This window comes from Legionella wadsworthii DSM 21896 = ATCC 33877, assembly GCF_000701265.1.
Classification (GTDB): Bacteria; Pseudomonadota; Gammaproteobacteria; order Legionellales; family Legionellaceae; genus Legionella; species Legionella wadsworthii.
Genome location: NZ_KL370759.1, coordinates 312,655 through 332,058, shown reverse-complemented (window position 1 = coordinate 332,058; position 19,404 = coordinate 312,655). Strand labels below are relative to the sequence as shown.

The following is a 19,404-nucleotide window of genomic DNA, read 5'->3' as shown; positions in this document are numbered from 1 at the left end:
TAAAAGGATTTTATTAAACCACTATATCTTTAAGCTATAGTGGTTACCTGGAGAAAATGACAGTGAGGCAAAATAAAATATATATAGGTAACTTACCCTTTGGAATTAGTGAAGAGGTGTTACAAGCTGAATTTTCAAAATATGGTAAGGTAGATGAGCTCCTTTTAATTAAAGATCGTTTTACTGGTCATACCAAAGGTTTTGGTTTTATCACCTTTAGTTCCCAACAAGAAGCTCAATCCTCTTTAAATATGAATGGGAAAACACTGGAAGGACGCCCTTTAAAAGTCACTATGGCTCAAGAGAAAAATACATCGCGCGGACGTCATCGATAATTGAATACGCATTTTTAAAAAATGAGCAACAACAGGTTACCGATGCATCTTACCTCTATATCCACACATTTCTCTCCAAGAGTGAGCGGCTGCACCTATTCAATGGAAAGCTGAATTATTGAAAAAATAATTTTTTCAAAAGTACGGTGCCGGATAAGTTCGCCTTTTAAAGCACCCCAGAGGAGAAGCAGCATCATGACTCAAACAAAACCCACGGCGCAACACCTATCATTTAGTCAACTTCCTCTACGTCAAGAATTGATAAAAAGCCTTGCTTCTGCAAATTATGAAAATATGACACCCATCCAATTGCACAGCCTGCCCATCATTCTTCGAAATGAAGATATTATTGCGCAAGCAAAAACGGGTAGTGGAAAAACCGCAGCGTTTGCATTGTCTTTACTCAATAATATAAAGGTTTCATTTTTTGGAGTTCAGGGACTAGTTCTTTGCCCTACCCGTGAACTGGCCGAACAAGTCAGCCAAGCTATCCGGCGCTTAGCTTGTCTGATACCCAATGTAAAAGTTATTAATTTATCAGGGGGTATCCCCATGAAGCCTCAGATTGATTCATTAAGGCATGGCGCTCATATCATTGTCGGAACACCGGGTAGAATACTGAAACATCTAAAAAACGCCTCTTTAGACTTATCGCAGGTGAAAGCTTTCGTTTTAGATGAGGCCGACAGGATGCTGGATATGGGATTTTTTGATGATATTAAAAATATTATCTCGATTTGTCCCAAAGAAAGACAAACCTTACTTTTTTCTGCAACCTATCCTGAAGAAATCAAACTACTTTCAAAGCAATTTATGAAAAACCCTAAAGAAATTCATGTAGAAACTCCAATTGAAGAAATGGGTATCGAACAACATTTTTATGAAGTGTCAAAACAAGCTCAAAAGTATCCCTTATTAAAACCATTACTGTTGCATTTTCAACCTGAATCAACCTTAATTTTCTGCAATACCAAACAACAAACAATGGAAGTGACAGACCAGCTTATTCATGAAGGTTTCAGTGCCATGGCTTTAAATGGAGACATGGAGCAAATCGATCGTGATCTTGCTATCTTGCGTTTTGCCAACCAAAGTTGCTCTATTCTCGTAGCCACTGATGTTGCAGCACGAGGACTGGATATTAAGGAGCTTTCTGCAGTGATTAATTTTGATCTCGCTTTTGATCATGACGTACATATTCATCGTATTGGACGCACTGGACGAGCGGGATGTAAAGGCATGGCCTTAAATATTACAACGCCAGCAGATGCACAACGCATTTGCATCATTGAAAACAATCTCCCGAAACCAATTCATTGGGGAAACATCCAGGAATTAGAAAAACACCAAAATACTTGCTTAATACCGAAAATGGTAACGCTTTGTATTGCTTCAGGAAAAAAAGATAAAATTCGTCCTGGTGACATCCTTGGGGCTTTAACAAAAGATGCAGGGTTAGCAGCCGATACAATTGGTAAAATTAATATCACTGCCTTACATTCTTATGTTGCGATCCAACTCAATCATGTAGAAAAAGCATTCCGCTATTTACAGAGTGGAAAATTAAAAGGACGCAAAATGAGTGTGCGCAAAATTAATTAAAAAATTTAATGGAATAAGCAAATACAAAAAACACAAGAACTTATTACGAATTTTCAAGTGATCTTAGTCCGGATGAAAATACATTCCCGTTTGAGCCAATTAAAAAATACCTTAGTCTACACTAATAGAACTGAAAGCTGCCCTGAAGATTTCTCGTCATGAATTGTCAATTTATAACGATCATTTTTGGTTTTCTCCCAGTTTTGAGCCGACCTGCTTGATTCTTAATAAAACATTAAGATTTTATTGTTATTATATAAACTTTAATTATTTTGTTTTATTTTTAACCACAAGGTCTTATATGCCTCCATTTTCTCAACCTCCCTCTCTTATAGTAAGGGGACAAAAAATCGCACGTGATAAACTCAACGCTGAATCCCATACTGAAATTGGCATTCCAAATAGCAGTGGGGAAATGAATTCTTATGAATTGATGGAAACTTTGGGTCAAGGCGCTTTCGGAAAAGTTTCTAAGGCGGTTAATCCTCGAACTGGCTCTATAAGAGCGATCAAAAAAGTAAAACTGGAAATTAAAAGCACTGAAGAATTTATTCAAAACATTGAAGCTTTAGAAAAAGAAGCGAAAGTTGGATCCCAAGTAGGTTTTACCGAAGCATTATTATTCTTTCCCAATGCAGAGAAAAAACGAATAGATGCGTATATGGTTGGCGAATATTGCCCAGGCAGGGATTTAAAAAAATTCATTCAAGAAGGCAACTATACTCCTGAAGAATTTCTCATCATTATGCGAGGCATGTTAGGTGAGATGCACCGCATTCATCAACTTGGGATTATTCATGCCGATTTTAAACCGGCAAATTTTATAGTTAACGACGACTTATCCGTAAAGATCGTTGATTATGGGTTTGCAACTTTTCAGGACGATGAGAACCCAGAACCTCAAGGTACGCCTCGCTATTCACCCACTGAGTTATTTTCTCCTGGTGGAACTATTACACAGAAAGGTGATATTTATTCCACAGGAATCACAGCCGCAGAAGGACTCGGCCAAGCACATGAAGAAACTTTAGATATCAATGGAAAAAGAATAGTACGGCTGGTCACTAATAGCAATATGGAAAAAGATTTAGCTAAAGCATGTCCCAAGCTTTCTTCAAAGCAAGTCAAGGTATTGGCAGATCTATTGCAAAGAATGACAAAGCAAAGCCCCAGTAAAAGACTAAGTCCTGAGGAGTTTGATCAAATATTAGAGGTATATGACAAAGAAATTTTAAAAATTCCTCCTGTGCCACAAGTAGTTCAAAACATAGATTCATTACTTAAAGATATGATTTCCATGTTGGAAAAGAGAGCTCTAAAAGCGTCTCCTACCGGAAAACAAGCGATAAAAGATACTTTAGGTGACACAACATTTACTCCTGAGCAAATAAAGCATCCTCAAACGCTCTATGCCTTACGAAAAAAAATAGAAACTGCGAGCGAAGAAAACCGAAATGATTTCACTTTTGCACGACAAATAATGGGCGAGTTTAACCAAATTACCAAACTCAATTTGAATGCCAATAAATTTACGACTGATCCTATTTCAAAATTAGATTCAGTAAAACAATTGGCTAATAAAATTTTACCTGTTAAGCCTTGGAGAAAACTGAGCGTTGCCAGCTCAGTTGAAGTGGCCCGAGAAGAAGTAGAAAAGCAATATCAGACTAATTTTAGCTCTTTAAAATAAGTAGAGGTATGTTTACCTCCAATAGTCATGGCATTGATCTCTATTTAATCCCATAATATTTGCCCTCACTGTTTCAAACAGTAGGGCATCCTCAATGAAAATAATCTTTTAGCATTTGGCGTATGAATTAGAAATTTCTCATAGATCAAGATTTCCAAGTGAATAAGTTGCTGAAACAGGCACCTCTATTTTATAATTTCCAGAAGATTTACCTAGCCAGGCTAGGCATATTAGCAATAATATGGAATAATTATTAACCAATTTTAATATTATTAGTTTAAAGATATGAAAATAAAAGCAATTTTTTTAATGATCTTTATTTTTTCTCCTTTGACTTTGTTCGCAGGCACTTCTACATGCCCATTATCCAATGGGATTAACGTACACACGTCAAAAAAAATTTTAAATATTTGTAAAAATGGCTCTGTCATTAAAGCTTTTAAAGTAGCCCTTGGATATAAGGGTGTTGGTAAAAAATATGCAGGCGATAATAAAACACCAATAGGAGTATATCGATTAGCTCATCCAAGAAGATCGAACCAATTCAAAGTTTTTATTCCCATTCTATATCCCACCCAAAAGCAAAGGGCTGCAGGATATACTGGTAGAGATGTAGGAATCCATGGGCCTACCCAGTCGTCTAAATGGGTTGGATGGTTAAACAACTTACCCTATTCCACGCGAGGATGTATCGCCGTTGGCAAAAATAATCAAATCGAGTATGTAGCGAATTGGGTCAAAGCAAATCCTGGGACTAAAGTTTTAATTATCTAGAGACTATTTTATTAAAAGAGATGTTCCAAATTCTCTAATTTCTCTGTTTCTCTTTGAGATAGATAAAGTGCATCTATCTCAAATAATGTACTTAAGATAACGAGAATGCACAATTAGCGGGTTTCAGTGTCCAGTTATCTTCTACTCCTGTAGTGCGATTGGTAAACATACCCTCGATTATTGTTTTCCATAGCGTCCTCAATGAGCTCTATAATCGCCCTTAATAAAAAAGCGGCTAAAGTAATGGCTAAACCAGTGATAGCATAATTATTATTTTGAGAATAGAGAGAGCCTGTAAAGACGAGAATTCCTGTTAGCATGGTGATAAGCACTGCGATATTCAATGAATCATCATTTAACCTAAAAAAAGAATGATGCTGGTTGGTGCTGAATTGCTCTAATTGTTCTAACTGTACGATTTGTGGTTGTTCCAACTCCCATGGCTCTATATCCCCTAATGCATTTATGATTTCCTCTAGAGGAGTAACGATTGGGGAATTTATTGTTTTAATTTTCGTTCTATATTTGCTCATAATACAATAACCTCCAAATAAAAGAATCATTTTGCGTCACTAATATTTTCAAAAAACTGTTTACTTACTATTTTGTATTTTCATTTTAAAAGTAATATTTCATGAGTTAATGATTCATTGCATCCACGATGTATTTTAATTTTGAATAAAATAAAAGCAAAATCAAAGATTTATATCTTATCTATACAATTTATTTATGTGCCTAACCAAGTGTGCTGATTTAAAGCAATTCTAAAATGCATGTAATTCTAATGAGCTGCCATGATAAACATCAGGTAAACATTGATAGACACATCTCTTATAACTTCTAAACTTTAATTACCCTACATCAGGATAAGGAATAAGCAATGAATAGATTAAATATGGAGACAAATAATTTACCTGAACAAGGTATTGAAGAAATAAAGAAATCGAGTACTGATTGGTTAACCTATATTGAAAAACATCCGGTACAAACCCTTTTATTTGCTGTAGTGGGTTATTTTGCTGTTAAAGGACTAAATAAATAAACCGATGATTGATTTTTTGTAGCGCGGTACTGATTCCATCCAGCTAATGAATGTGTGTGTTGCTTTCGCCACTGCAACATTGTGGTGAAAGCATCATATTCAAAAATAATTGAATTTTTTCCCGGAAAATTTTATTAAAATATATTTTTAAATTCTTAATTTTATCTGTTAATTTTGGAAGAAATTTTTGCCAGCTACTATACTTCTGAATAACAAGTAAAAAAACCAAAGTGCGCCAATCCAATTGCATCAAAATCTAAATAAAGAAAAAAGATAATAAATAATTTTTTTTAACGAGTACTGCAAAAAACACGATACAGCATTCAAGTTGAGGTGATTTTATGAAAGAAGGTACATTTAAAAAAAATTCACTGCAGCTTAACTATGTAGAAGGCCCAAATAATGGATCACCGATTCTATTACTCCATGGAGCAACCAAGCGGTGGCAGTCCTATGAGCCTATTATTGACGAACTCATAAGCCACTTTCATCTATTCTTAATGGATTTTAGAGGGCATGGTAAATCTCAAAAGGTTCATGGAAAGTACACTTTGGAGCATTATGTTGAGGACACCAAATATTTTATTAAAAATCACATAAAAAAGCCGACCATTTTAGTGGGTCATTCTTTAGGAGGCATGGTTTCCATCATGTTAGCTGCTTTGCATCCTGAACTAGTAAAAGCATTGATTATCATTGATGCTCCATTGACTTTGCATTCACTACGTGGATTAATTTCCAATTTAAAAGCCCATGCGAACCAACTCATACAAGGGCTGAAATTGAGTCAATTATTTCCCGATATTAATCCTTTCATTCCAGAACATATTCGAGCCTGTGATCCGGATATGTTGGCAGCAATGGTACATCGGTTTGAAGACACATTTAAAAATTATAATATTGAGACATTGATGGAAAAAATACAATGTCCTACTTTATTAATCTATGGTAATGCTCAAAGGGGAAGTTTGATAAACTATAATGATATTGAACAAATTTTGGAAATTAAACCTGATTTAGTCCATGTCCAGATATCACAAGCCGGTCATTCACCTATTCGCCAAGACAAAGAGTCTACTTTAAAAGCGATTAAAGAATTCATTAAAAGTGAGCAACTGTAATGTTATTTTTATTCCTTCTTGCCTCAACCAACCCTTTTTTTTGCTAAATTCCAAATACTCATCAATTCATTAAAAGATTGACCTTGCAAAGTAGAAAGGTTTTTTTCTTTTGCGATTGCTTTTACGGACCTAAGTCTCCGTTCAAATTTTTCCAAGGTTTTATTTAGCGTCTCTTCTGGAGAAAATTGACAATAGACACATAAGGAAAATACTGCATGCAACAAATCACCAATCTCCTCTTGTAAAGCAGACTTATTCTTATGCTCTAAATGTAAATGTTCCAAAATCTCATGGCACTCACTTTGAATCTGTTCCATGATTTGATTGGTATTTTCCCACTGAAAACCAAAATCCGCTGCTTCTTTTTCTAACAAAAATATTTTTTCTAAAGGATTCATAATATTCCTTATGAGCATTTTAAGTTTGAAAACTAAAATGATGGATTTGAAAGTATCATTTCTTTTAAGTTCATAGAGCATTGTATCTCTCTAGCAGGAGCATTACACTTTAAAAAATAGTTTCACTATGACATTTTGAACTGGTAAAACTGAGTTAGGAATCTCTCCATGAGTTCCCGGGAAAAAAAATTAAAAATTATTCAATTGACAGATTTACATCTTTTTCAAGATGATTCACGTTTATTTGAAATCTACCCCGATCAAACATTTCAAACAGTAATAAAAAATGCTCAAGAAGATTTAGCTGATGCAGATGCGGTCTTTCTCACGGGAGATTTATCTCAAGATGAAACGATGAAGTCCTATGAAATAATTGCTAATTCTTTAAAAGATTTTAATCATAAAATATTTTGGATTCCGGGAAATCATGATTCTATTGCGAATATGAAATCTGTTTTTCATCAAAAGAATCACTTCGTGTCTGAAAAATTATTTTTAACCGAAATATGGGATTTTGTATTTTTAAATACGAAAAAAGAGGGTGTTGAATTTGGATTATTAGAGGAAAAAGAATTTGAATTTTTAGCATGTGAATTAAAGAAGAAACGTACAAAGCCCATTGCCATAGTCATGCATCACCACCCCATAGAAGTGAGCACTCCTCTCATTGATAAATATATACTTCAAAATAAAGAGGAATTTTTCTCTATTATAAAATGGTCTCGAGTCCACTTGATCATTTGTGGGCATGTTCATAATGATTATTCCTTACATTATCACAACATTCATATCGAAACTTCCCCTGCCACATCGATTCAATTTAAAAAAGGGGCAATAAAATTGGAGCTGGAGAAACAGATTGGATATAAAATTTATTATTTTTCGCAAAATGATTACATGTGCCAAACAAAAATTTGGCACCTCGAATGAATTAATGAAGAGAGAGAATTCAAATTATTTTTTCTTTTCGATGCGTTCACACATTTTTTTGTATTTATCTTCGAGTACTTGCAATTCTTCATCACTTAGTTTATCCAAAGCAATTGTAAAATTATCAGCAGGTTGATGAGATTTGATTAACTCATCCAATTTTAAATTGATGATTTTGGTATCACGATTTTGAGTATGTTGTATCAAGAAAACCATCAAAAAAGTAACAATAGTCGTTCCAGTATTGATTACAAGCTGCCAGGTATCTGAAAAATGAAATAAGGGACCTGTAACTATCCATAAAATAATAAGTAGAAAGGCCCCTAAAAAAGCAGACACGCTTCCAGAAACTTCACTAATGATTGAGGCAGTTTTGTGAAACCAATTATTCAATTTATTGTCTTTTTCCATAATCCATCACATTTAAAGTTAAAATTAATTTACTATAATTTTACTTTTTACTATCTCCAAATTTACAAGTAAAGAAAAATAAGTTTTATAACCAGAGGAAGACCGTTTTTAATTCTATTCACTCAAATTTTATATATTAATTTTTATTATTTTATAATTTATGAATTTAAGAAACTGAATAGTAGGTATCTACTAAGAAGCATACATTGAATTTTCCTTAACTTGAATCATATCTAAATTCGCTGTTACGGCTGGCCTTCCAACAGAATAGTAACAATGGATGTTCGAATTGCGAATTTCGAATAAATTATAACAATTGCGTCCGTCTATCAGAGGTGCATTTTTTAATTGAGAGGCCAATTTGTAGAGTGGATAATATTTAAATTCAGACCATTCCGTTACAATAACTAAAGCATCAACACCCAAAACGGCTTGACTTGCTGATTCACACCATCTTATCGACTCATATTGACTCAGTAATTTTTTGGCATTCTTCATGGCTTCAGGATCATATACTTGTATTTGTGCATTGGCTGCAAGTAATGAATAAATTAAATTCAAACTACTTGCTTCTCGCAAATCATCGGTATCCTGTTTGAATGCAAGCCCCCAAATACCAATCGTTCTGCCTTCTAAGTTGGATGTGAAATGTTTTTCCAGCATTTCGAATGCCCAGTTTTTTTGCATATTATTGACGGACTCAATCGCTTCGATAAGACTTGCATCAATGTGAAATTCTTTTGCAGTAGCGCACAGGGCGCGCACATCTTTAGGGAAGCAGGAGCCGCCATAACCTACGCCTGGTAGGAAAAACTCCTTACCAATTCTTCTATCATATCCAATTCCTAATCGTATATCATCGATATTAGCCCCAGAGACTTCTGCGATTCTGCTCATTTGATTAATAAAGCTAATTTTACAGGCAAGCATTGCATTGGCTGCGTATTTGGTTAACTCAGCCGATCTGCGGCTCATGCGAAGTAAAGGAATTCCTTGCTCTAAAAGGGGTTGGTACATTCTTTGGATTGCAATAAGTGCTGCTTCATTTCCACCTGCAATTATCCGTTCTGCATTGAGAAAATCCGTAACCGCGTTACCTTCACGCAAAAATTCAGGATTTGAAACGACATCAATTTTACAAATTTTTTGTTGGCTGGTAACAATCGATTGGACCGAAGAATAAATCTCATCACAAGTTCCAGCAGGAACAGTCGATTTGATGACGAGAATAGCATCTCTTTTTATTTCACTGGCAATCCTTTCAGAAACTGCAAAGACCTGGGACAAGTCTGCTGATCCATCCGGTTTGGAAGGGGTTCCCGTGGTAATGATGTGAATAAAGCTTCGTGAGATTGCGTAGGATAAATCGGAACTAAAAAATATTTTTCCATTTTTACGGGATTCTTCAAGTATTTCATTAAGATGTTTTTCATGAAGGGGACATCCTCCACCTTGTAACATGTCGATTTTTTCAATATCGATATCTGTACAGACGACCTCATGACCAAGATGCGCCAAACAAGCAGCACTGACCAATCCCACATATCCTGCACCGTATACTGATATATTCATCTTTGCATCCTTAAATATTTTTTGTGATTCCAATTCGTATATTACGTTTCGCTATCTAAATAAAACTCTCAGCACTATGGCAGCTACACCATCAGGAACTTATATCTGTTTATTGAAATAACATCTTGAATAAGACAGAAGATTTGCCCTAGCTTATGTATTCTTCAAAATTTTTATGCTCTTTTCTGAATAATTCTTCTTGAGTAAGTGATCTAAAATAATTAAAAGTGACTTCCATCCCTTTGCTACGGTGTATTTTTGGTTCCCAACCTAATATTTCCCTAGCTTTACTGATATCAGGTTTACGTTGCATCGGATCATCTTTAGGAAGCGGTTTATAAATAATTTTTTGTTTGGTTCCTGTAAGATGGATAATTTCTTGGGCAAAATCATTGATCGTTATTTCATCTGGATTACCTAGATTAATGGGATAGACATAATCTGAATGCAGCAGTCTGTAAATGCCTTCAACCATATCATCTACATAGCAAAATGATCGGGTTTGAGTTCCATCGCCAAATACGGTGAGATCTTCACCTCTGATTGCTTGTCCCATAAAAGCAGGTATTACCCTTCCATCATTCAGCCTCATTCGGGGGCCATAAGTATTAAATATTCTAGCGATACAGATATCCACATGATGATATGTGTGATAAGCCATAGTTACGGCTTCAAGGAATCGTTTTGCCTCATCATATACGCTCCTCGGACCGATTGTATTGACATTTCCATGATAAGACTCATTCTGAGGATGAACTAAAGGGTCTCCGTACACTTCAGATGTAGATGCAACCAATATTTTAGCTTTTTTAGCACGGGCAACACCTAAAAGATTAACTGTTCCTAAAGATCCTACTTTTAACGTTTGGATGGGAATTTTTAAATAATCAATAGGACTCGCAGGTGAAGCAAAATGCAGAATAAAATCAAGATGATCCGGTATATTAACGAATTGCGTTATATCGTGTTGATAGAATTGAAAATGGTTTGAATTGAAAAGATGCGTCAAATTGTCGAGATTTCCAGTTATTAAATTGTCCATTCCAATAACAAAATAATTTTCTGCTAAAAAGCGGTCGCATAAGTGTGATCCTAAAAATCCTGCAGCGCCTGTTATTAATATTTTTTTCATACCCTCACCTGCGTCAATTGTTTATTTGTCGTTGGATGTTTTTAATAATAAGGTTTCGTTTTATCTTTGGACCAATCCCTCCATTCCTTGCCTATTGCAGATAAATATTCAGAGTAATTCCATGACTCGAAATCCGCTTTAAAATCATTTTTTTTCAGTGCAATGTATGTTTCTTTTTCAGGAATTTCCTGGATTTCAAAACCACAATTATGGAGCATCGACAGCACACATTGATGATTTGGCACCCACCAATTTGTCGGATCTCCAGCAAGACGATTTTCTATAAATGCCATTGAAGGGAATGAAGGACTTTTTAAAATGTCACGCTGGTCTATTTCTATATTATTGGGAACGTTCATTTCTTCTGATCCCGGGATTGAAAGCGATTGAAACACTAACATTTTTTTAATTTTTCGAGTAACAATGTCTAGTGCTAAAAGCGGGTAACGTAAGTGGTAAAATACACCCATGAACCAAACAAGGTCATAAGTTTCTTCATCATGAGCTAAATCATAAACCTGCATTTGCCTGAAGGTGATCCGGTCTTCCAGACCAAACTGGGAAGCTATCCATTTTGCCTGTCTTAAATAATGCGCATCAAAATCTATAGCTACGACATCGGCATTTCTTTTTGCCAACTCTATGGCATAAAATCCTGCATTACAGCCTATATCCAGTACGCGCCATCCAGTTAAATCCAAAGGAATAGAATCTTTTATCTTCTGCCATTTAAATAACGGAAAATCTCCTAAAAAATGATTGGGCGCTGTTTGTCTGCCATCCGGAAGATGTATATTGTGGAACCAAGGCTCCAACTTTTTTATTTCCATATCAACTGTCATAGTATCGTTTCCTTACGCATGTTTTTCTGTTTGAGCATTACTTCTTCAATATATGAGACAAGTTCGTAAGCACGGGTTTTCGCCGTATGTTTTTTGAGGACTTTTTGACGTGCATTGTCGCCGACTTGCCTGAGTTCTTCCTCAGTGTGCGTATGAAGGAGATGGAGTACATCTTCTGTGGAATTGGCGATAAAAAGTTCAGTTCCTTCTTCAAATAAGCTGGTAAGCCCTTCCCAATAATCAGAAATAATCGGTACGCCACAAGCCGCAGCCTCAAATAGTCTCACGCTCGGGGAATAACCACATTTTTTCATGTCCGATCGGGTTACATTCAATGTATATCTTTGGCTATTATAAAAATGACAATGATGGGACGGAGGTAAATGTTCGATGCGCTCCACGTTCTCAGGCCAAAGAATATTTTTTGGATATTGAGGTCCAGCAACAATAAATTTTCCGATAGGAAAAGCAAGCGCTGTTTTATTTAAAAGAAGCTCCACAGCAGGTTGGCGATCATCACTGTATGTACCTAGATATCCCAGATCCCATTTCTTAGGGCAAGCCTCAGGATAATAAATTTCTGGATCTACAGAACAATATAATGCCCGAGCTGCAGGTGCTCCATAAATCTTTTCAATCTCCTGCAGAATAGGCCCTCCGGAAAAGGAGAGATAAAGATCATACCTTCCGATGAGTGTAGGTGTCAGATATTCATAGTCTTGCCGTTGCAGTTTTGCAATGGTAACAGGGGTATCAATATCATAAAATGCCTTTACTCCCTGAGCTATTGAAGTAACCCATTGACCTACTTCAACTCCTTTTTGAACATAAGAACCTACGATAACGACATCTGCTTCAATCACTTCTCTTTCATAGTTCCTAAAAAGCGCCTCATTAGATGGGTACAAGCCTAATGAGCAAAAATCAGGGTTAGGCAAATCTCTATTCGCAGCATAATAAGGAACATCTTTTTCAAGAAATAAAATTTCATGACCGGCTTTAGCTAATTCTTTCAATAAAGCCCTATAGGTGGTGGCATGTCCATTTCCCCATGAAGAGCTAATTGTTAATCCTATCACTATAAATTTCATGTTGATTCTTCTTAAACTACTGCTTCTGTTGAAAGCAAGGATTGGTTGAATATAGATTGCAAAATTTGGGCTCTGTTATTGTATGTATGGCTTTTTATTACTTTTTTATAAGCAGCCTGTCCAACTTGTACTGCTTTTTCTTCAGTTAGGCTTTGGATAATGTTTGCCACATCATGACCATTATGGGCCACAAGAATTTCAGTTCCGGGTTCAAAAAATAATTCAATACCTTCCCAATAATCCGTGATGATGCAGGCGGCAGCTCCGGCTGCTTCAAATACCCTTGTAGCCGGAGAAAAGCCATATTTTGCCATGCTGCTTCTGCTGATATTTAAAACCACCAAAGAAGAACAATTAAAAACATTATGATCTTCTGTATACACATGGCCAATATAATTGACATTTGCTGGCATAGGCTTGTCCTGCCATCCATTTCCCCCTAACAGAAAAGATTTTTCAGATAAAAGACTTGCTGGGGTAAGAAAAAATTCCTCAACACGGGACTCTCTATCCGGTAGACGGTTGCCCAAAAAAGAAAGATCCGCCTGGAAACGATAATTCGATGCCACAGGGAAATGGGTCTCTGTATCCAAGGCATTATAAATAGGAATACATCTCTTGGCGCCTTTAGTCTCATAAGCTTCAATAACCGGTGCGCCACCGCCATAGGTAAAGATATAGTCGTAATGAGGAATTAATTGATTGAACGGATCATCAGGGTTTGCATGGATACGATCCAATGTGGCTGGAGCATCCACATCCCAAAACACAATTAAATTATTTTTTTTCTTAAGTTTCAGAATTTCCTGTTCCAAAAAAGCATCATTTTTGCCTATGCCGCTGGTTTTAATAATCACATCTGCTGTAGAAGCTTCCTCTAAAAGCTGCAGAATTTCTTGTTCTTCACTTTGATACACCTTTACGGTGCAATATTCTGGGTTGATTAAATCCCTATGTTTCTGTCGATCATAAATATCAGGCTCATAAAAAGTAATGTCATGCTTCATGTGATACAAAGCTTTGACAATACCGCGATAATAAGTAGCCGCTCCATTCCAATAGGCTGAAACAATACTTGATCCAAAAAAAACTATTTTTAAATTTCTATTATCCATAACATTACTCCTAATTCTTGATCATTAATGAATCAAACTCATAGTTCATTTAAAATAGTTTCAAGCTCATTTACTCTGTGTGCACATGTATGTTTTTGCAAAATAGTTTGGCGGCCATGAGCAATTAATTGATTTGCAAGCTGGTTATTGTTCAATATATGTTCCAGGAGCTCATTCATTTCCTGGCCATTTTTTGCAGTTAAATAGTCTTTGCCAGGATGAAACAGTTTTTCAGTGTCATCCCAAGGTGAAAAAATAACAGGAATGCCGCAAGACATTGCTTCAAAAGGCCTTATAGTAGGAATTCCTGATAGCTTTTTTACATAAGGACCACGTGGTATATGCATCGTCACTTTATATTTTGCAAACATTTCAGGCACTTTATAATTTGGAAGCCACCCGCCGTACTCAATACCGGCATCAGCAAGGGCTTCTAACGCCTCTTGAGGATAACGCACACCATATACTTTTGTTTTTATTTTTAATTCCTTTACCGGTTTAATTAAAAATTCTTTTAATTCACGGGTACGTTCATTGTCTCCCCAATTTCCTATCCATATCAGGTCGCCTTCTTTTTCCGCAGATGGTTGTGGTGTAAATAAATGATGGTTGGCTGCTTCATGCCAAACCCAAACTCGATGAATCCATTTTTTATTTTTATAAATATCGTGAATGAGTTTCCCAAAAACCAAGGCACCATCATATTGGGAAAAATCATACTGGGACATGCTTTGCTCATCTGAAACAGCGCGATGATGTGTATCATGGAATAAGAGCTTATATCGATACTTTGGTTTGAGTTTGCCCACTGCAGCAATCAGTTCTGGTTTATTCCATTCATGCACAATGACCAAATCCGCATCACCAAGCATATAATGATAATCTGGATTTTGCGGATTATAAAATCGAGGCTGAAGATCAGGAAAATAATGCTTAAATTCTTTTACTTTTTCCTGTCCGTGATCCCTTATGAGGTTAGATAAACTCCATCCATTTTCAGGCTCATAAACGTGCACTTCATGTTTTCTATTGATCAGTTCTTGAGCAACACCTCTTAAAAAGTGAGCATTCCCATGATTCCAATCGGAGGCCAAAGAATGATAAAACATTACGACTTTCATACGAATACCTCAATATTTTTTAATAACCTTTGTTGCAGTAGGCTTTTATACAGATTAATATACTCATCTGCCATTTTTTCGACAGTGAAATTTTTTGCATTTAAGAAGGAACTCACGCTCATTTTTTGGCGTAATTCAGTGTCTTTTATAAGTCGTTGCAGCGTTTCTATAATTTGCCCTTTATCGTTCGGATTAAAATAAAGCGCAGCGTTTTGCCAAATTTCTTGAAGTGAATCTATTTGGCCTAAAGCCAATGCACACCCTGTTTTGGCGGCTTCAAGTATGGCAAGACCGAATGGTTCATAACGCGCAGGCATCACAAATATAGATGCTTTCTGCATGTATTTGTTTAATTCTTTATGAGAAAGTTGACCTAGAAAATGGATATTTTTTGGGATTTTAATTGTCCCAGTTGAGGGATTTACATGATTGCCTGCTATGTAAATGGGCCAATCAATCTCCTCGGTTATTTCAAATAAAATGGATATATTTTTAGCCTCATCCCATATTCGACCAGCTGTTAAAATGAAATGTTCTTTTTCTTCAAGTTTGATCAACCGATCTTGATCACTTCCGTTATAAATTACTTTGGAGAACTCTGATTTTCCATATATTTTTTGTGCTTCCTTTAATATTGACTTGGAAGGAGCTACTAAAACGTCAGATAAAAGAAGTGCTTTATGAACAATATTTCTGTATTCATCCCACTCCTGAGGTGCTTTTTCTCCTTTAACCGCTTCCCACCATGTTTGTACACAAGAATGAAACACAGTAACAATAGGACATAACCACTCCCCGCTTACCACACCATAACTGTTAAAATGAATGACATCCGGATTAATTTTGTCGCATACAGATTTAATCCATAATGCTGCAAGCCTTAAATCTTCCCAAGGATTATCCATCCACTCCAAATGAAAATTACTGCAATATAAAGTGACATGGTTTAAGGAGCGGATTTCTTCAACCTGTTGATTACTAGGACTACCGCCCATGGTTAATAAGTGTATCTCTACATTCTGATTCAATAAACCTTTGCAAAGATTTACAGCGTAAGTCCATACACCCCCTACTGTATCAGCAGTCATTAATATTTTTATTTTATCGTCCATAGATTCTGTCAATAATTAAAGCGGTTTTTAAAAATTCACTCGCTGTTTTTGAGTTAAATCCAAATCCTAAAGCCAATTGTTCAGCCCAGAGAAGTCCTGTTCTCCCGCTCCAGTCATCAGGCGGCATGACAAGAACTTCCTTCTGGGTTCCTTGATATTTTTCTGCTTTGAAATCATAAAAAGATCCATTGATGTTCTTTAGGGATACGCCCCCTGTAGCTCCATGGAATACGGCTTCTATAATTGCATCTTTTCCAGTCGAAGAGTGCCATGAGCACTCTAAACTGATGCTCGTATCATTCTCCGTTAGCATCATCACTTTAGCGAAGTCCTCAACCTTTTCCTGGTTAGATTCTAACTTGTTGCCTTTTCTATAAAGATGGCTGCTTAAATGAGTCATTTCAGGAAAACCCAAACAAGCGAAAGCCATATCGATTAAATGAATGCCGAGATCCATAACGCAGCCGCCACCTGCTAAGTTAAAATCATAAAACCAATCTTTGTCTGGTCCATAAGTATTATGAAACACTAAATCAACAGCATGTATATTGCCTATATCACCCCGGTTGATTGTTTCAAAAACTGCCTGGAAAGCTTTTGTATTACGATAGGATAAATCCACGCCCAGAAGCTTATTTTTCTCTTTAGAAGCTTGAATAATTTGCGCTACTTCAGTGGATGTTCTGCCCAATGGTTTTTGGCAAAATACTGCCTTACCTTTTGTTAACGCGGTGAGAGCTTGTGACGCATGAAGGGCACTTGGTGTAGCGATTACAATCCCATCGAGTCCTGGATATTCGTATACCTCATCAGGTGACTCGACAAGAACTGCACCGGATGCTAATTTCAGTGCTTCGGAAGCGTTATTCTTACAGGGTTCGGCGATAACGACAGGTTTAATGTTTGCTTTATTGATAAGCGATTCCATCCTGTTCCTGCCAATCCAACCTACACCGATAAATCCTAAAGTCAAAACTTTCTTTTCAGTTATTTTTTCTGTTCGGGTTTCGGTCATAAAATGGCCTCATTCAAAATCAACGCTTTGATAAAACCATCGGGTCTTTCAGAAAGTAATTTAAATGCTTTTCCTGCCTCATCGAGAGTAAAGGTATGAGTAAAAAGAGGAAAAGGATTCATTTTATTTTCCTCAATTGCCTGAATCGCATCACGTATTCCTTTGATGTATTGGCTACTCTCCCTTTCATGAGCATTAATCATATCGATACCTCTCCAGTTTAGCAGCTGCATGTTGACATGACGCATGCCATCTTGGTGGTAACCCGCAACAATCAGCTTCCCCCTTTCCGCTGTCAATTCGATACTGAGGTTTAAAGGCCATTCTTTACCCGTCACCTCAATCACTCTCTGGCAAAATTTCCCATTAGTGTATTGCGCGACACTTTCAATGACTTCAGAATGGCTTTCCATAAGAATGGTTTTGTCCGCACCTGCAGAAGCAGCCGCATCGAGTGAATAAGCACGTTTGGATAGTGCGATTACCTTCGCTCCTGCAGACTTGATAAGCTGAATGAGCAGAATACCCAAAAATCCGGATCCCACTACAGCTACTGTTTGCCCCGAATGAACATCACTACGTTTAAAAATATTCATGGCACAGCCTAAGGCTTCACCCGGAAAAGGCTTATCTTTTAAAAATGGAGGTAAAACGACTACATCGTCTTGCTTTGCTATATCGTATTCTGCATAGGCTTTATAAGACAGACACGTTACTCTATCCCCAATTTTAAGATGATTGACCTCCGAGCCTACTGCATCAATAACCCCCCATCCTTCATGGCCTGGATTCCCTGCGGAAATAGGATAAGAAAACCATTCCCTACCTTCCCAAACAGGGATATTGGAAGCGCATACGCCGCTTCCTTCCAATTTAATACGAACCTCTCCTGGATTTGGCTTAGGGATTGAGGCATCAGCCATTCTCATTTTTTTTGGCGCTACGATAACTGCAGCTTTCATAAGGGAAGATGCATCTTTTATTTTTGTTTCTTTTATTAATGAAGTTTCCATTTATTCAACCATTGCTTTTGATACAATTTTATTTTTTTCAAGAGAGATATTTCTTGAATCACTGAGCCAGGAGATTAGGCGATCTACCCCTTCTGAGACAGAAAATTTAGGATTCCAACCTGTTGCATTTTTAAACTTATTAATATTGGAAACATAATATTGCTGATCCCCAATCCTCCATTCTTCAAACGCAAGATTGAGTGGTTTTCCTGTTTGTTCTTGAATTAATTTGATTATTTCAGTAAGGCTTACTGTGTTTCTTGGCCCTCCGCCAATGTTGAACGCATTTCCTGAAATTTTATGTATATTTTTCTGAGCCAATATAAATGCATCAATTAAATCTTCAACAAAAAGAATGTCTCTGACTTGTTTGCCATCCCCGTAAATCACAATAGGCCTGTTTTCCAGAGCACTTATTGCAAAATGTGCGACCCAACCTTGGTCCTCAGTGCCGAATTGATGTGGTCCATAAATACAGCTCATTCGAAATACAATCGCTTTAAGTCCAAAAGATCTTGCATAATCCAAAACATATTGATCTGCTGAACCTTTGGAGCAGCCATAAGGACTATGAAAATTAAGCGGGCAACTTTCATCCACACCATTTAAATTGATTTCTTCATTTTCTGGATAATATCTTGTGGCATTTTCAATCAGTCTGATATTTGTTAAATCACCATATACTTTATTACTGGATGTAAACAATAATGGAGGCTTATTCGATGAACGGCGTATTGCTTCCAACACATTGAATGTCCCGGCTAAATTCACTTCGAAATCTTGCACAGGGTTTATCAGTGATGACGTCACTGCCACTTGCCCTGAAAAATGGAAAATCTGATCCGCATTATTCACACACTCTTGGAGTATGCCTTTTTCTTTAATATCAGAAATCTGGATAAAGAGTTGATTATCATACTTGTCTACCAGCCACTGAAGATTTTTTTCTACTCCGTTACGAGACAAATTGTCATATATCATGACCTTTTTTCCTTGGCTAAGGAGCCTGTCAGCTAAATTTGTCCCGATAAAACCAGCCCCGCCCGTGATCAGTGTATGTTGTTTATCTTTCATAAGTTTGTTCATAA

20 protein-coding genes are annotated in these 19,404 nt (G+C 36.5%); 7 read left to right on the top strand and 13 right to left on the bottom strand.

What is annotated here, in order from left to right; genetic code table 11:
• Positions 1-62 precede the first annotated feature (62 nt).
• The 4 genes from BU07_RS0107595 to BU07_RS0107575 all read left to right on the top strand — a co-directional run bounded on the left by BU07_RS0107595 (position 63) and on the right by BU07_RS0107575 (position 4,401).
• Complete coding sequence (locus tag BU07_RS0107595) at positions 63-335, top strand: RNA recognition motif domain-containing protein (RefSeq protein ID WP_031564852.1); 273 nt, start codon at positions 63-65, stop codon at positions 333-335.
• Positions 336-530: 195 nt separating this feature from the next.
• Entirely contained in the window at positions 531-1,937 is a 1,407-nt protein-coding gene (gene dbpA / locus BU07_RS0107585) for an ATP-dependent RNA helicase DbpA (RefSeq protein ID WP_031564851.1), read from the top strand.
• Positions 1,938-2,238: 301 nt separating this feature from the next.
• On the top strand, positions 2,239-3,627 hold the full coding sequence (locus BU07_RS0107580) for a serine/threonine-protein kinase (RefSeq protein WP_031564849.1): 1,389 nt from the start codon (positions 2,239-2,241) through the stop codon (positions 3,625-3,627).
• A gap of 285 nt (positions 3,628-3,912) precedes the next feature.
• Positions 3,913-4,401, top strand: coding sequence for a L,D-transpeptidase family protein (locus tag BU07_RS0107575; RefSeq protein ID WP_031564847.1), 489 nt, complete (start codon positions 3,913-3,915; stop codon positions 4,399-4,401).
• A 134-nt stretch (positions 4,402-4,535) separates the two neighbouring features.
• Here the strand turns inward: BU07_RS0107575 and BU07_RS0107570 are convergent, their stop codons facing one another.
• On the bottom strand, positions 4,536-4,934 hold the full coding sequence (locus tag BU07_RS0107570) for a hypothetical protein (protein ID WP_031564846.1): 399 nt from the start codon (positions 4,932-4,934) through the stop codon (positions 4,536-4,538).
• Between the two features lie 347 nt (positions 4,935-5,281).
• On the opposite strand from BU07_RS0107570, the gene BU07_RS17405 reads away from it, so the two are divergent.
• Both BU07_RS17405 and BU07_RS0107555 read left to right on the top strand, forming a co-directional pair.
• On the top strand, positions 5,282-5,443 hold the full coding sequence (locus tag BU07_RS17405) for a hypothetical protein (protein WP_154659366.1): 162 nt from the start codon (positions 5,282-5,284) through the stop codon (positions 5,441-5,443).
• A gap of 341 nt (positions 5,444-5,784) precedes the next feature.
• Positions 5,785-6,564 (top strand): alpha/beta fold hydrolase, encoded by a 780-nt coding sequence (locus BU07_RS0107555; RefSeq protein ID WP_031564841.1) that lies wholly within the window; start codon positions 5,785-5,787, stop codon positions 6,562-6,564.
• 23 nt (positions 6,565-6,587) lie between these two features.
• Here the strand turns inward: BU07_RS0107555 and BU07_RS0107550 are convergent, their stop codons facing one another.
• Complete coding sequence (locus BU07_RS0107550; protein ID WP_031564839.1) at positions 6,588-6,962, bottom strand: MazG nucleotide pyrophosphohydrolase domain-containing protein; 375 nt, start codon at positions 6,960-6,962, stop codon at positions 6,588-6,590.
• 168 nt (positions 6,963-7,130) lie between these two features.
• Between BU07_RS0107550 and BU07_RS16985 the strand changes: the two genes are divergently transcribed.
• Entirely contained in the window at positions 7,131-7,892 is a 762-nt protein-coding gene (locus tag BU07_RS16985; RefSeq protein WP_051635508.1) for a metallophosphoesterase, read from the top strand.
• A 24-nt stretch (positions 7,893-7,916) separates the two neighbouring features.
• On the opposite strand, the gene BU07_RS0107540 is transcribed toward BU07_RS16985, so the two are convergent.
• The 11 genes from BU07_RS0107540 to BU07_RS0107490 all read right to left on the bottom strand — a co-directional run bounded on the left by BU07_RS0107540 (position 7,917) and on the right by BU07_RS0107490 (position 19,402).
• On the bottom strand, positions 7,917-8,303 hold the full coding sequence (locus BU07_RS0107540) for a low affinity iron permease family protein (protein ID WP_031564836.1): 387 nt from the start codon (positions 8,301-8,303) through the stop codon (positions 7,917-7,919).
• Between the two features lie 192 nt (positions 8,304-8,495).
• Positions 8,496-9,875, bottom strand: a complete 1,380-nt coding sequence (locus BU07_RS0107535; protein WP_051635507.1) for a UDP-glucose dehydrogenase family protein — start codon at positions 9,873-9,875, stop codon at positions 8,496-8,498.
• A 148-nt stretch (positions 9,876-10,023) separates the two neighbouring features.
• On the bottom strand, positions 10,024-11,007 hold the full coding sequence (locus BU07_RS0107530) for a UDP-glucuronic acid decarboxylase family protein (protein ID WP_031564832.1): 984 nt from the start codon (positions 11,005-11,007) through the stop codon (positions 10,024-10,026).
• 41 nt (positions 11,008-11,048) lie between these two features.
• Positions 11,049-11,849, bottom strand: coding sequence for a TIGR04290 family methyltransferase (locus BU07_RS0107525; protein WP_035899029.1), 801 nt, complete (start codon positions 11,847-11,849; stop codon positions 11,049-11,051).
• Positions 11,846-12,940 (bottom strand): CgeB family protein, encoded by a 1,095-nt coding sequence (locus BU07_RS0107520; protein WP_035899028.1) that lies wholly within the window; start codon positions 12,938-12,940, stop codon positions 11,846-11,848. Before BU07_RS0107520 ends, BU07_RS0107525 begins: the two co-directional genes overlap by 4 nt.
• Before the next feature lie 11 nt (positions 12,941-12,951).
• Positions 12,952-14,055, bottom strand: a complete 1,104-nt coding sequence (locus tag BU07_RS0107515) for a CgeB family protein (protein ID WP_035899027.1) — start codon at positions 14,053-14,055, stop codon at positions 12,952-12,954.
• A 38-nt stretch (positions 14,056-14,093) separates the two neighbouring features.
• The gene (locus BU07_RS0107510) at positions 14,094-15,176 is read right to left on the bottom strand and encodes a CgeB family protein (protein WP_031564824.1); all 1,083 of its coding nucleotides are present in this window, start codon (positions 15,174-15,176) and stop codon (positions 14,094-14,096) included.
• Positions 15,173-16,288: a glycosyltransferase gene (locus BU07_RS0107505; protein WP_031564822.1), complete on the bottom strand. Its 1,116-nt coding sequence runs from the start codon at positions 16,286-16,288 to the stop codon at positions 15,173-15,175. Before BU07_RS0107505 ends, BU07_RS0107510 begins: the two co-directional genes overlap by 4 nt.
• A complete protein-coding gene (locus BU07_RS0107500) occupies positions 16,278-17,303 on the bottom strand; it encodes a Gfo/Idh/MocA family protein (RefSeq protein ID WP_051635506.1) in 1,026 nt (341 codons plus the stop codon). Before BU07_RS0107500 ends, BU07_RS0107505 begins: the two co-directional genes overlap by 11 nt.
• Positions 17,300-18,316: an MDR/zinc-dependent alcohol dehydrogenase-like family protein gene (locus tag BU07_RS0107495; RefSeq protein ID WP_051635505.1), complete on the bottom strand. Its 1,017-nt coding sequence runs from the start codon at positions 18,314-18,316 to the stop codon at positions 17,300-17,302. The genes BU07_RS0107500 and BU07_RS0107495 overlap by 4 nt, the downstream gene beginning before the upstream one ends.
• On the bottom strand, positions 18,317-19,402 hold the full coding sequence (locus BU07_RS0107490) for an NAD-dependent epimerase/dehydratase family protein (protein ID WP_035899026.1): 1,086 nt from the start codon (positions 19,400-19,402) through the stop codon (positions 18,317-18,319).
• Between the last annotated feature and the right edge of the window lie 2 nt (positions 19,403-19,404).